12 protein-coding genes are annotated in these 13,038 nt (G+C 70.9%); 9 read left to right on the top strand and 3 right to left on the bottom strand.

Annotation, left to right across the window (positions count from 1 at the left end):
- Positions 1–438 carry an ATP-binding protein gene (locus OG332_RS25080; protein ID WP_327415593.1) on the bottom strand — a complete coding sequence of 146 codons (438 nt, stop codon included), beginning with the start codon at positions 436–438 and terminating at the stop codon, positions 1–3.
- 186 nt (positions 439–624) lie between these two features.
- On the opposite strand from OG332_RS25080, the gene OG332_RS25075 reads away from it, so the two are divergent.
- From OG332_RS25075 to OG332_RS25065, 3 genes are all read left to right on the top strand, one after another.
- The gene (locus tag OG332_RS25075; protein ID WP_327415592.1) at positions 625–1,476 is read left to right on the top strand and encodes a helix-turn-helix domain-containing protein; all 852 of its coding nucleotides are present in this window, start codon (positions 625–627) and stop codon (positions 1,474–1,476) included.
- Positions 1,477–1,489: 13 nt separating this feature from the next.
- Complete coding sequence (locus OG332_RS25070; RefSeq protein ID WP_327415591.1) at positions 1,490–1,681, top strand: DUF397 domain-containing protein; 192 nt, start codon at positions 1,490–1,492, stop codon at positions 1,679–1,681.
- 436 nt (positions 1,682–2,117) lie between these two features.
- Entirely contained in the window at positions 2,118–2,624 is a 507-nt protein-coding gene (locus OG332_RS25065; protein ID WP_327415590.1) for a hypothetical protein, read from the top strand.
- Positions 2,625–2,651: 27 nt separating this feature from the next.
- Here the strand turns inward: OG332_RS25065 and OG332_RS25060 are convergent, their stop codons facing one another.
- Positions 2,652–2,861, bottom strand: coding sequence for a hypothetical protein (locus OG332_RS25060; RefSeq protein WP_327415589.1), 210 nt, complete (start codon positions 2,859–2,861; stop codon positions 2,652–2,654).
- 198 nt (positions 2,862–3,059) lie between these two features.
- Between OG332_RS25060 and OG332_RS25055 the strand changes: the two genes are divergently transcribed.
- The gene (locus OG332_RS25055) at positions 3,060–4,184 is read left to right on the top strand and encodes a DUF5937 family protein (RefSeq protein ID WP_327415588.1); all 1,125 of its coding nucleotides are present in this window, start codon (positions 3,060–3,062) and stop codon (positions 4,182–4,184) included.
- 241 nt (positions 4,185–4,425) lie between these two features.
- Positions 4,426–5,976 (top strand): M28 family metallopeptidase, encoded by a 1,551-nt coding sequence (locus OG332_RS25050; RefSeq protein ID WP_327415587.1) that lies wholly within the window; start codon positions 4,426–4,428, stop codon positions 5,974–5,976.
- A gap of 61 nt (positions 5,977–6,037) precedes the next feature.
- On the opposite strand, the gene OG332_RS25045 is transcribed toward OG332_RS25050, so the two are convergent.
- Positions 6,038–6,916, bottom strand: a complete 879-nt coding sequence (locus OG332_RS25045; RefSeq protein ID WP_327415586.1) for a hypothetical protein — start codon at positions 6,914–6,916, stop codon at positions 6,038–6,040.
- Positions 6,917–7,143: 227 nt separating this feature from the next.
- On the opposite strand from OG332_RS25045, the gene OG332_RS25040 reads away from it, so the two are divergent.
- From OG332_RS25040 to OG332_RS25025, 4 genes are all read left to right on the top strand, one after another.
- Positions 7,144–8,340: a CapA family protein gene (locus OG332_RS25040; RefSeq protein WP_442816372.1), complete on the top strand. Its 1,197-nt coding sequence runs from the start codon at positions 7,144–7,146 to the stop codon at positions 8,338–8,340.
- A gap of 124 nt (positions 8,341–8,464) precedes the next feature.
- Positions 8,465–10,708, top strand: coding sequence for a HAMP domain-containing protein (locus OG332_RS25035; protein ID WP_327419362.1), 2,244 nt, complete (start codon positions 8,465–8,467; stop codon positions 10,706–10,708).
- Positions 10,709–10,714: 6 nt separating this feature from the next.
- A complete protein-coding gene (pgsB, locus tag OG332_RS25030; protein WP_327415585.1) occupies positions 10,715–12,535 on the top strand; it encodes a poly-gamma-glutamate synthase PgsB in 1,821 nt (606 codons plus the stop codon).
- Complete coding sequence (locus OG332_RS25025; protein WP_327415584.1) at positions 12,532–13,014, top strand: poly-gamma-glutamate biosynthesis protein PgsC/CapC; 483 nt, start codon at positions 12,532–12,534, stop codon at positions 13,012–13,014. Before pgsB ends, OG332_RS25025 begins: the two co-directional genes overlap by 4 nt.
- Positions 13,015–13,038: the final 24 nt, after the last annotated feature.

Genomic DNA, 13,038 nt, shown 5'->3' with positions numbered 1-13,038 from the left:
TCAGGCACGGACTTCGACCCACAGCAGCTTCCCCCCGGCGTCCCCGTACAGCCCGGTCCCGCCGAGCGGATATCCGCCCCAGTTCGCGGCGTACGCCCGTACGAGGAACAGCCCGCGGCCCCGCTCGGCATCCGACTGCGGTGTCCTGCCGGGGGAGTCCGCTCCGAAGGGCGGCGGGATGTGCGGATTGCTGTCCCAGACGCTGACACGCAGCCGCGTGGCCCCCATGGCCCGCAGCCGGAGGGTGTACGGGCCGTCGGAGTAGAGGTAGGCGTTGGCCATCAGCTCCCCGGCCAACAGCTCGGCCGTCTCGACGAGTGCGCTCATCGCGTGGGTGCGGAGCACGGAGCGCAGGGTCTGGCGGGCGAGGCCGGGGGCGCGGGGATCTTGCGGGAGTTGCAGGCTGTAGGCCCACGACGGAGATACGGTGGCAGGCATGGAAGTCTCCGATCACGGAGGGGTGTTGGTCGCGTTGCGCTTGCTGCCCGGTGACCGTGCCGCTCCGTCGAGCGGGGTACTTCCGGGTGAGGTGGCCTGCGTCCCAGACTAGAGGGCGCCAAAGATTCTTTGCGTGAATCCAAGGTCTTCGATCCGGAATTCCCTCGTGTGAGTGAGGAGTGAAGCATGGTCACTCGCCCCGCCCCGACGGCCCGTCGTGCCCGGCTGGCGGCTGAACTGCGCAAACTCCGCGAGCGGGCCGGTATGACTGCCACCGAGGCCGCGGCCTCGATCGGCACGAGCTCGGGCCAGCTGAGCAATGTGGAGACGGCCAGGTTCGGAGTGAGTCCTGACCGCGTTCGTGCGATGGCACGCGTCTACTCGGTCTGCGACCATCAGCTCGTGGAGGCGCTGGCGGCGATGGCAGCCGACCGCACGAACGGATGGTGGGAGCAATACCGGGAGGTCCTGCCTCCCAGCCTCCTCGACTTGGCCGAACTTGAGCACCACGCGTTGGCGTTGCGTGCCGCCTACACGGCTCATGTCCCGGGCCTCCTGCAGACAGCGGACCACGCGCGGGAAGTCTTCCGACAGGTAGTACCGGAGCTGACCCCACCCGAGATCGAGCACCGGGTGTCCCACCGGATCAAGCGGCAGGACGTGCTCTACCGGAGCGCCCCCATTCCCTACACCGCGATCATCCACGAGGCTGCCCTGCGGATGCAGTTCGGCGGACGCGCCGTCGTCAAGGGGCAGCTCGCCCACCTCATGGAGATGGGGCAACGAAGCCAGGTACGCATCCTGGTGATCCCCTTCGACGCGGGATCATTCCCCGGTGCCGGCCAGTCGATCTATTACGCCCACGGACCCGTGCCCCAGCTCGACACAGTCCACCTGGACCAGTCCCACGGTCCGGCATTGGTGGATGCCGAGGCTCGACTGGGCGGATATCGGCTCCTCCTCGACCGTATGGAGGCCATGACCCTCGGCCGGGAGGAGAGCAGCCAGTTCATCCACAGCATCCTGCGCACCCTGTGAAGGGAAAATCCCCATGTCCGAGCTCAGCTGGCAGAAGTCGTCCTACTGCGGCACTGGAGAGGCCTGCGTGCACGTCGCGACGACCGCCCCGGACGCGGCCGTGAAGGTGGCCGGAAGCGCCGACCCCGGCGAGGACCACCTCACCCTCTCCCCGGCCGCCTGGTCGGCCTTCCTCCAGGCGGTGAAGAACCCCGGCGCCGCTTGAGGGAGGTTCCTCGCGGTACGTGCCAACAGCGTCCTGAGAAACCTGCCCGCCTCTTCACTCACGGCGAGTAGCCTGGCGCGATGGTGGATGTGGGGGTGAGCGAGCTACGCCGGAGCCGCGAGCGACTCGCCAAGCAGGGGGAGGCCGCTGAGCAGGCGGGGGAGAACGTGGTCAGCGGACTGCTGCTCTTCTACGCTGCCGAGTGCGGGTTGAAGGCTGAGGTGCTGCGCTGGGTTCTGCGCAGCGAGGACACTTCCTCCTTACCCAGTGACCTGCGGACGCACAATCTGCGCCGCCTGGCCAAGGCCTTGAACCTCCAGGACCCCGCCCCTGGGCCGGACCCGTTGCGCTGCCATCGGCACAAGAACGGCGCCTGGATCGAGAGCCACGAGTTGCACGAAGCATGGCGCCGACCACAGCTCTTCCGATCGCCGACATGGGCTACGACGAGATCGTCGAGGCACTCCTCCCCCTCTGGGGCGCGAAGCTCGGGACCGAGAACTCCCGCGAGGCGTGGGCCGAACGATGGGTTCCGGCCGCCCTCGCGGACTTCAACGAACAGATTCAGGCTCGCGATGTCGTCCGCTTCCTGTGCGAGGCGGCGGTCGCGTCCGTGGGCGATGCGAAATGGCCGGACAGATTGCTGACGCCGGTGGCCATGCGGCGCGCCCTGAGCGCGTGCAGCCGGGCGAAGGTGGAGGAGATCAACCAGGAGAATCCGCTGCTCGGAGCGCTACTGAGGCGCATGTCGACCTTTTCGGACTCCGTGAAGATGCCCTTCGACGCGGCGGACGTGGAACTGACGGCCGACGATGTCGAAGCCCTGGGGCAGTGGGGTGCACTGGCCCGAGACGTCGACGGGCGTTACCGCATGCCCGAGATCTATCGCCACGCCCTCGGCTTCCGCACGCAAGGCAGGGCTCGAGTGGTCCGGGGTCTTTGAAGATCCAGGAGGGTGCCGCACGAGCGGTCAGCACGTCCGCGGGCGGACGAATATCCGGCGCAGGGCCGCGCGCCAGGGGTGGCGGCCCGATCTGCCGTCCATGACGGCGCGGGCCTGCTCGTACGAGCGGAGCGAGCGCAGGACGGCGACATCGTCCCGCCCGGGCGGCGGGGGCATCGGGGCGCCCTGCTGGGACGCCCGGTAGGTGTCGATCATGTACTGCTCGATTGCGGTCATGCCCCAAGCCTCACCCCGTCGGCGGCATCGCGCACGACAGTTGACGTTCCCCGTCAATCGACGGCCCCGGCAGGGCCTCCGCGCCGCATGTGATCACTCGTCCGGCCGCCGCACCGGGCCGCCCGCGGCCACTCGTACGGCGGCGGCGGACGGCCCGCCCCGCCGCCCCCACCGCGCGCGGGACGACAGAATGGCCTGATGAGCGTCACCATCGACATCGCCGGACTCCCCAACGAGCGGATCACCTTCGCGCCCTCCCCGCTCGCAGAGCTCAGCATGGCCCTGCACGCGCTCTCCCAACCCGCACACCACCCGAAGCTCACCTCCTGGACCACCGCCACCGCCGCCTCGCTCGATCCGTGCCTCGCGGACCGGCTGCTGGAGGCCGATTTCATGTGGCGGAGCTCCTTCTCCGACCTCTTCATGGCCTTCGCCGGGGCCGCCGGCGGAACCGGGGTGCCCGCCGGGACCCTGGCCGAGGAGCTCGACGTGCTCGACCGGCTGGACGACGAGCAGTTCGTGCTGGCCGCCCTGGAGCACTGCTGGCTTGCGCTCTACAACGAGGGCGGCCCGGGCTCGCCGCTGACCGACCCGGCGGCGCGGGCGAAGGCGCTGGAGACGGCCGCCGCCCGCGGTCCCCGCCAGCTGGACTTCTCGCTCCGGCTGCTGGACGACACCGCAGCGGTACGGGTGTGGATGCGCCGGCTCCTGGAGGACTGCGACGAGGCCTTCTTCGCCGAGACGTGGCGGCGCATCGAGCCCGGGCAGAGCGCGGACGCCCGGCACAAGACCGAGGTACTGCGCCGCAAGGGGCTGCCGGCCGCGCTCAAGGAGGTCTCGGCGGCGCTGAGCGTGGACGAGGGCCGCACCACCATCACCGCCGACAAGATGCTCAACGGGTCGACGAGCGCGACCGACGCCCGAATAGGCACCGGCCTGGTCCTCGTGCCGACCAACTTCGGCTGGCCGCATCTGCTGGTGCTGCACGCACCGGGCTGGCGGCCGGTGGTGCACTATCCGCTCGGCACCCCCGAACCGGCCTCCGCGCCGGGCTCGGTGGAGCTGCTCCAGCGGCGGATGGAGGCACTGGCCCATCCCATGCGGATGCTGCTGTGCCGGAGTCTGGCCAGGGCCCCGTACACGACGAGCGAGCTGGCGACCGTGTACGGGATCACCGCGCCGGAGGTGTCACGGCATCTGGCCGTCCTGAAGAAGGCCGGTCTGATGCACACGCGACGGCAAGGCCGCTACGCCCAGCACCAGTTGGACCTGGGGGCGGTCGCCCGCATCGGATCCGACTTCATCGAGGGCGTCCTCCGCTAGGAGCAACCGGCGTGCGGTTGGCCGGTTTCCACCGGCGCAGAGTCACCGATATACGGAATTCACGAACCGAAAACAGCGAAAACTCTGGCCATGATGGCCACTTGCTGTCTAACGTGCGCTCACTGTTTCCCCACCTGACGCGCACCGATTCTGCGTTTCCGCTTCACCCTGTTCCACCACGCCCTGCCTTGCCGTGCCCAGATCCGCCCGCCCTGCTCGCCTTTGTCGTGGAAGGACCTTCATGCCCTCACGCCGTATAGCCGCAGCAACCGCCGCCCTGGCCGCAGCGGCCCTCGTCTCACCGCTGCTGCTCGCCGGACCGGCCGGAGCCACCGGGAGCCCGCAGAGCGACGCCGCCCGGGGTGACGCGCTCGCCAGGAAGCTGGTCAAGGAGGCGACCGGCAAGGGCGCCTACAACCACCTCAAGGTCCTGCAGTCACTGGCCGACTACAACAACGGCAACCGTGCGGCCGGTTCCAAGGGGCACGAGCAGTCGGCCAAGTACATCGAGGCCGTGATGAAGGCGGCCGGCTACAAGGTCACCAAGAACGAGTTCGACTTCGTGTACGTCGAGACCATCGCGGAGAAGCTGACGGTGGGCGGCGCGAACCAGCGCGACGTACCGATCCACCTGATGTCGTACACGGCGAACAGCCCGGAGGGCGGCGTGACCGCCCAGGTCGCCGTCGCCCCGGTCGACGCGGACGGGACGAACGGCTGCGAGCCGGGCGACTTCGCCTCCGGCACCTTCACCGGCAAGATCGCCCTGGTCAAGCGCGGCGGCTGCACCTTCGCGGTGAAGCAGCAGAACGCGGCGGCGGCCGGCGCGGTCGGCGCGATCATCTACAACAACACCGCGGGCGCCCTCAACGGAACCCTCGGCGACCCGAACGCGGGCAAGGTCCCGACGGGCGGCATCACCCAGGAGGACGGCGAGAAGCTCGCCGCCGAGGCCGCGGCCGGCCCGGTCGAGGTCACCCTCGACATCCGGCAGCTGCGCGAGAACCGCAAGACGTACAACGTCATCGCGGAGACCCGCGGCGGCGACGAGAACAACACCGTCTTCCTCGGCGCGCACCTCGACTCGGTCGCGGCGGGCCCGGGCATCAACGACAACGGCTCCGGCTCGGCCGGCATCCTGCAGGTCGCGCAGCGCCTCGCGAGCAGCCAGACGAAGATCAAGAACAAGGTCAAGTTCGCCTGGTGGTCGGCGGAGGAGTTCGGCCTGCTCGGCTCGGAGGCGTACGTCGCCGGGCTGACGGACGAGCAGAAGAAGCAGATCAAGCTCTACCTCAACTTCGACATGATCGCCTCGCCGAACTCCGCGTACTTCGTCTACGACGGCGACGACTCGGACGCCACCGGCGCGGGCCCCGGCCCGGCCGGCTCCGCCCAGCTGGAGAAGGGGATCACCGACTTCCTCGACTCGAAGAAGATCCCGCACGAGGGCACGGACTTCTCCGGCCGCTCGGACTACGGCCCGTTCATCGAGGTCGGCATCCCGTCCGGCGGCACCTTCACCGGCGCCGAGGGCATCAAGACCCCGGAGCAGGCCGCGAAGTTCGGCGGCCAGGCGGGCGTCGCCTACGACGTGAACTACCACGGCAAGGGTGACGACATCACCAACATCGACCAGAAGGCGCTCGACATCAACGTCGACGTCATCGCGGACGCGGTCGGCCACTACGCGCACGACCTGGCCCCGCTGGCGAAGCCGGTCGTCTCGACGCCGACGGGCGGCTCGGGCAGCGGCGGCGGCCTCCACCAGGGCCACGACGAGGTCCAGCAGTAAGCAGCGGCCAAGAGGAGGGGCCGGCATCCCGCACACGGGGTGCCGGCCCCTCCGCCGTCTCCTACGGAGCGCCCCGCGACCACCTCGTGGTGACGTACGTGATCGCCTGGGCGGTCTCGTCCAGGCGGCGGGAGCCGGAGCGGACGGTCCTGCTCAGTTCCACGTGCAGGAAGCGGGTCCCGTGCTCGGCGGCGAGCCGGCCCTGCTCGTTGGTGCGACCCGACAGCTTGCAGGTGGCGGACCACGCCCGGCACACCTCGACGCCCTGGCCGGCCAGCTGCTCGGCGAGCCGTTCGGCGTCTTCGACCGCCCGGCTCCCCGCACCGGTGGAGACGACGGAGTCGGTGCCCGGGACGGAGTCGTCGGCGAATCCGTGCAGCTGGATGCCCGGCAGGCCGCGCCGGGTGAGCTCGGCGATCACGGCGTGGAAGACCGAGTCGGTGCGGTGCGCCATGTCGGCCGGGTTCCCCTCGCCCCCGCCGTCCGCGTCGTCACCCGCCCCGGCAGCGCCGGGGTCCGTGCCCGCCCCCGCCGTACGGTGGGCCCCCGCCATGACCATGACCCCGCCGGGGGCGCCGCGCAGCACCCTGACCCCGAGCCGCTCGGTGCCCTGGTCGGCGACGGGGTGCGGGACCTGGACCGACCAGCGCGGGGGCGCGCCGAGGTCGACGTAGACGCGGCCCCAGCCCCGGTTGGCGGATCCGGAGCGGCCCGCCGCGTCGGAGACCTCCGCGAAGCGGCGGCCGCCCGGCGTGTCGGTGAAGGTGTCGAGCTTGTAGTCCACCTCGGCCAGCCGAGTGCGCGCTCCGTCGACATCCCCCTCGAAAAGGGATGAAACACCCTCGACAATGATCGCCTTCTCGACCTGCGTGGGCGCGCGATAGCCGCCCGTCACGCCGAATTCCGCGGCGAATCGGGTGGCCCGGCCGAGCAGATCCATGTCCTCCGCCACAGGCGACGGAGAGGGAACGGCTGCCTTTTCGACCGAATTGACTGGATCAAAGGCGACATAAACCACCAGCGACATGGCCACACCGCAAATGATCACACCAATCGTTATGCCCCTCGTAAACTTCACAGTCCTCACTGGCTGAAAATAGCTGAGTGAAAACCGCCCCTACCCGCCCGGTCTCCGCCCTGACCCGCGCCGCGCTCCTCGTCCTCCCGCTGAGCCTCTCGCTCGCGGGGTGCGGTCTGCTCGGCGGCGCGCAGGAGAAGCCCGGGGCGGCGCCGGGCGACGCGGCGGACGCAAGCGCCAAGGGTGCGGGCCGCTCCTTCACCGTGGCCGCCGCGGGCGACATCCTCATCCATCCCCAGCTCACCGACCAGGCCGCCCGGGACGCCAAGGCGGCCGGGCACACGGGGTACGACTTCGACCGGATCATGGCGGGGGTCAAACCGGTCATCAGCAAGGCCGATCTCGGCATCTGCCACATGGAGCCGGTCCTGGGCCGGCCGAACGGCCCCTTCCAGACCTACCCCGACTTCCTCGTCCCGCCGCAGATCGCGAAGACGATCAAGAACGTCGGGTACGACACCTGCTCGACGGCCTCGAACCACACCCTCGACCACGGCCCGGAGGGCGTGTTCCGCACCCTGGACACCCTGGACCGGGAAGGCCTCAAGCACACCGGCTCCGCCCGTAGCGCGGAGGAGGCCGACAAGCCCCTGGTCCTGGACGTCAAGGGCGTCAAGGTCGCCCAGATTTCCTTCGCCTTCGGCTTCAACGGGCGCGAGGTCCCCAAGGACAAGCCCTGGCTGGCCAACCTCATCAACTTCAAGGCCATCGCCGCGGCCGAGAAGAAGGCCCGCGCGGCCGGCGCCGAGGTGGTCATCCTCTCCGTCCACTGGGGCCGCGAGCACCAGCCGAACCCGAGCAACCCGCAGCTGGAACTGGCCCGCCGGATCGCCAAGGAGACCGGGATCAACCTGGTCATCGGCCACCACGCCCACGTCGTGCAGCCGATGGAGAAGGTCGACGGCACCTGGGTCGCCTACGGCCTCGGCAACCAGCTCGCCCGCCACGACGTGCCCAGCGGTCTGACCGAGGAGGGCGCCATCGGCTGGTTCGAGTTCAGCGAGAAGAACGGCACGTGGGACGTCCGGGCCCGCTTCGTGCCCACCTTCACCGACATCCCGCCGGACCCCGAGAGCACCCCGGGGGCGGACCTGCCCGGCACGAACGCCCAGCCGGTACGAGACCACCGCCTGGTCGATGTCGTCGAGGCCCTCCGGAACGACAAGGACCTGCTCCCGGAGCAGCGCGCCCGCTACCGCCTGGCCTTCGAGCGCACCCAGGGCACCATGCTCAACCGCGGCGCCGGCAAGGACGGACTGCGACCCCTGCGGGGACTGCCCGGGTGACCCCGCCCCGCGCACCAGCCCGCGCACGCAAGACCTCCCGCTCTCCCGTCCAGTCCAGGAAGGACCCCGCTCCGTGGCCGCATCCCGCAACCAGCGGCGGCGCAAGGCCGGCCGCAGGGCCGACATGTCACTGCTCGGCGGCATCAGACCGCCGATCTCCGTGCTGTCGGTGCTGCTGCTCGCCCTTGCGGGGTTCACCGCGCTGAGCCTGGGCAGCGTCCACGAGGACCGGCTGCCCGCGGCCGTGCTCACCTCGCAGCAGCACTTCGCCGAGGACGGCGCGATCGCCCTGCGCGCCTCGCTGGACGAGAGCGTCACCGACCTCGACCGGGCCGCGACCCTGTTCTCCACCGGGAAGCCCGTCGCCCCCGACGCCGTGCTCGACAAGATCGGCAGCGTCTACCAGAAGTGGCGCGGCACCGCGGTCGTCGAGATCAGCTCGGGCCGGCTGCTGGCCGCCCGCGGCGAGAACCTCCCCCTGACCGCGATCGACCGCACCCGGCTCTCCGGCGAGGGCGGGCTGGCCCCCCGCATGGTCAAACTGGCCAACGGCGAGACCCGGCTGCTCACCCTCTCGCTGCTGTCCTGGAAGGACCAGCCGCAGCAGCTGCTGGTCGCCTCCAGCAGCCTGCGCTTCCCCGGCATCAGCCTCGGCAACTTCCGGTCCATCGCCGTCGTCGGATCCGACGGCACGGTGCTCAGCAACGACGGCATCCCCGAGCCCGAGATGGTCCTCACCGACCTCCAGCGCGCCGACGTCAAACGCGACACCAAGCAGCTCGCCTCCTTCGCCAGGACCGCGGCCAAACGGGCCAAGGCCAACCCCTTGACCGCGAAGGAGCCCGGCTCCGGCGGCTTCCTCGGGGTCAGCGGCAGCCTGATGGGAGGCGAATGGGGCGGTGAACGCGCAGCCGCGGGCTACGCGCGCCTCGCCGGCCCCGAACCGGGCGTCGGCACCAGCGCCACCAGCCTGGAGCTGACCGTCGTCGCCATGGTCAACGTCGCGCAGAACCCCGCTCGCACCTCCGACGCCTTCGCCGGACTGATCCTGGCCGGAGCCCTGCTGCTGGTCGGCGCCCTGGTCGTCGCCCTGCTCGTCGGCACCGTGCAGCGCCCGCTGATCACCCTGTTCCTGGAGAGCCGACGACTGGCCCGCGGCGACCTGACCCGCCCGGTGTCCCTCCCCCGCGGGGCGGAGGCGGCCCGGATCGGGACCGCCCTGGAGCGCTTGCGCGGCCAGCTGCGCAGCGACGCGGCCCCGGCACACGTCCCGCGCGGCAGGCGAAAGCGCCGCACGGGCGCCCGTGTGCTCCTCGCCCTGTGCGGGGTCCTGCTCCTGGCCTGGTGCGTGCCGCTGGGCCTGCTGGTCAACCGGGCCGGCGAGGACGTCGTCGTACCGCAGCAGCTGGTCAGCGACCAGCGGGAGCGCACCGACACCCTCAACGACCGGATCCGGCGCGCCCTCAACGAGGGCCAGGCCGACCTGCTGTCCGTCGCCTCGCTGGTGGGCGACGACACGACCCCGCAGCACATGACAGACATCCTGGAGCACACCGCCCGGGAACACCTGCGCTACGCGTCCCTGTACGTGCTCGACGGCACCGGCAGCATCCTCGCCCGGGCGGGCGGCGCACCGCAGGCCACGGGTGGCAAGGGACCCCGTGAGGAGCCGATCGCCCTCCACGACGGCGGCAAGGAGCCCGTCATCGTCGCGACCGCCCAGATCCCTGGCCAGGGCGGCGCGGCGGTCGTCGGCGAGTTCCGCATCGACTTCCTCAACTCGCTGCTCAGGCGGCCGGGTCTGGGGGAGATACGGGTGGTCGACTCCCAGCACCGGATCATCGCCTCCAACCGCGGCTACCGCGCCTTCGAGAAGCTCGACGACGAGCGGCTCGACGCCCTCGTCGAGGGCTCCGCCCTCAAGGTCGGCATGTCCCCGCGGCCCGGCAGCATCCTCTACCGCAGCGGCGGCGACCACGTCATCGCGGCCGCCGCGCCGTTCGTGGGCGGCGGTGCCGCCAAGCCCATGGACTGGACCGTGGTCAGCTGGCAGTCCGCCAAGGGCCTGGCCATCCAGGAGTACAGCCTGCAGAACCGCACCGTCCTCGCCGGCCTGCTCGGCTTCGCGGTCGGCGCGGCCTGCCTGGGCTGGCTCCAGATCATCGTGGTCGCCCCGCTGCGCGAACTCGCCCGGCGCGCCGAGGCCCTCGCCGACGGCGACCGGCGCACGGTGCTGTACCCGCGCCACCACGACGAGGTGGGCGCCGTGACGCGCAGCCTGGAGATCATCCGCCAGCAGCTCCAGCAGCGACAGCAGCAGCGCAAGCAGGCCGGCGGACACGCGTCCGCCCCGGCCGGAAGGAACTGATCCCCCGTGCTCTTCCTCTACTGCGTACTGCTCGTCTGCTGCGCGATCATGCTCGTCGCGGGCATCGTGGAGCAGCGGCGGCACTTCGCCAGCCTGCACCGCATACCCAACCGGGTACTGGTCAACGGCATCCGCGGCAAGAGCTCCATCACCCGGCTGTGCGCGGGGGCGCTGCGCGGCGGCGGTCTGACCACGGTCGCCAAGACCACCGGCACGGCGGCCCGGTTCATCCACCCGGACGCCACCGAGGAACCCGTCTACCGCAAGTTCGGCATCGCCAACGTCGTGGAGCAGATCGGCATCGTGCGGCGCGCCTCCGCCTACCGTCCGGACGCGCTCGTCATGGAGTGCATGGCGGTGATGCCGGCGCTCCAGGAGATCAACCAGTCCAAGCTGATCCAGTCGACCATCGGCGTCCTGTGCAACGTCCGCGAGGACCACGTCGCCGAGATGGGCCCGACCCTCGACGACATCGCGCGCTCCCTGTCCCGGTCGATGCCGTACGGCGGGATCTGCGTCACCGCCGAGAAGGAACGCTTCGACGTCCTCCAGGAGGAGGCCGACGCCCGCGACTGCCGGCTCCTCTACGCCGACCCCGACACGGTCAGCGACGAGGAGCTGCGCGGCTTCAGCTGGTTCACCTTCAAGGAGAACGTCGCCATCGCGCTCCTCGTCGCCGAACTCCTCGGCGTCGACCGGGACACCGCCCTGCGGGGTATGTACGAGGCCCCGCCGGACCCGGGTGTGCTCTCGGTCGAGCGGTACCTGGCCCCCGGCGGGAAGCGGCTGCGGTTCGCCAACGTCTTCGCGGCGAACGACCCCGAGTCCACCCTGATGAACATCAACCAGCTGCTGGACCTGGGTGCGGTGGACCGCCCCCTGAGCGTGGTGATCAACTGCCGGCCCGACCGCGTCGAGCGCAACGGCCAGATGGGCGCGATCGTCCCGGAACTGCGGCCGGACAAGGTCTTCGTGATCGGCCACCCCGCCAAGAGCGCCATCGACGCGATCCCGGCCGAGTGGCAGGGCCGCGCCGTCGACCTGGGCGGCGACCACCGCGACGGCGAGGAGTTCATGCAGGAGCTGCTGGGGCACCTCGGCCCCAGCTCCTCGCTCGTCGCCATCGGCAACATCCACGGGCAGGGCGAGGTGCTGCTGGAGCACCTCGCGGACCTGCCGGTGGACGAGGCGGACGACTCCGAGGACCGGGACCAGGTCCGGCAGGAGGAGCCGGCGGGGCAGTTCGCCCGCCCCTTCGACCCATACGCAGACGCCCCGCACGGCCGGGACCCGTACGCCCAGGCCCCGAACGACCGGCTCCCACACGCGCAGGTCCCATACGGCCACGTCCCGCACGCGCAGAGCCCGAACGGCGGGGTCCCGTCTGCCCAGGTCCCGAACGGCCGGGACCCGTACGCGCAAGGCCCGTACAGCCAGAACCCGAACGGCCACGTCCCGCACGCGCAGAGCCCGAACGGCGGGGTCCCGTCTGCCCAGGTCCCGAACGGCCGGGACCCGTACGCGCAGGCCCCGAACGACCGGCTCCCGCACGCGCAGGGCCCGAACGGCAGTGTCGCGAACGGCGGGGACCCGTATGCGCCGGGCCCGAACGGGCACGTGCCCCGCGCTCCGGCCCCGCAGGGGTCCGGCGGCTATGCGCAGGCGCCGCGGGCAGCCGCGCCGGACGTCCGCGCCCCCGACCCGTACGGCATCCGCGCCGCCACGCCCGTACCGGCCTGGCCGCAGCCGCAGCCGCAGCCGCAGCCGCAGCAGATCCACCCGAGCCCCCCGCAGGGGCAAGGGCAGAAGCCAGGAGAAACCCGTTGATCCCCGCCGTCCTCACCCCCGAGATCGCCGCGATCGGCATTGCCCTGGGTCTGCTGTTCTCGCTCGTCTGCTACCTCACGACCAACCTCTCCCCCGGCGGAATGATCACCCCCGGCTGGCTGGCGCTGACCCTCCTGGAGGACCTCCAGCGAGCCGCCCTCGTGGTCGGCGTGACGGTCACGACGTACGTGCTGACGCTGGTCGTGCAGCGATTCGTGATCCTCTACGGCAAGCGGCTGTTCGCGGCGGTCGTGCTCATCGGCGTCCTGATCCAGGCCACCGTGGTGATCGTGCTCCAGATGGAGTTCCCGCTCCTCTACACGAACCAGACCCTCGGCTTCATCGTGCCGGGCCTGATCGGCTACCAGCTGGTCCGCCAGCCGAAGGGGGCCACCCTGCTCGCCACCGGCAGCGCCACTCTCATGACGTACGTCGTGCTCACCGCCGGCATCCTGCTCGGCGTCATGCCGGCCGCGTAGCCCCCAAGAACCCGCACCCGCAAC

The sequence above is a fragment of the Streptomyces sp. NBC_01233 genome (assembly GCF_035989305.1).
Lineage (GTDB): Bacteria > Actinomycetota > Actinomycetes > Streptomycetales > Streptomycetaceae > Streptomyces.
Note: the sequence above shows the minus strand (reverse complement) of the source record. Positions and strands in the feature narration are given on the sequence as shown.

Coding starts and splice junctions, on each gene's coding strand:
- OG332_RS25080 (WP_327415593.1), bottom strand. CDS start 438: ATGCCTGCCACCGTATCTCCGTCGTGGGCCTACAGCCTGCAACTCCCG.
- OG332_RS25075 (WP_327415592.1), top strand. CDS start 625: ATGGTCACTCGCCCCGCCCCGACGGCCCGTCGTGCCCGGCTGGCGGCT.
- OG332_RS25070 (WP_327415591.1), top strand. CDS start 1,490: ATGTCCGAGCTCAGCTGGCAGAAGTCGTCCTACTGCGGCACTGGAGAG.
- OG332_RS25065 (WP_327415590.1), top strand. CDS start 2,118: ATGGGCTACGACGAGATCGTCGAGGCACTCCTCCCCCTCTGGGGCGCG.
- OG332_RS25060 (WP_327415589.1), bottom strand. CDS start 2,861: ATGACCGCAATCGAGCAGTACATGATCGACACCTACCGGGCGTCCCAG.
- OG332_RS25055 (WP_327415588.1), top strand. CDS start 3,060: ATGAGCGTCACCATCGACATCGCCGGACTCCCCAACGAGCGGATCACC.
- OG332_RS25050 (WP_327415587.1), top strand. CDS start 4,426: ATGCCCTCACGCCGTATAGCCGCAGCAACCGCCGCCCTGGCCGCAGCG.
- OG332_RS25045 (WP_327415586.1), bottom strand. CDS start 6,916: ATGGATCTGCTCGGCCGGGCCACCCGATTCGCCGCGGAATTCGGCGTG.
- OG332_RS25035 (WP_327419362.1), top strand. CDS start 8,465: ATGTCACTGCTCGGCGGCATCAGACCGCCGATCTCCGTGCTGTCGGTG.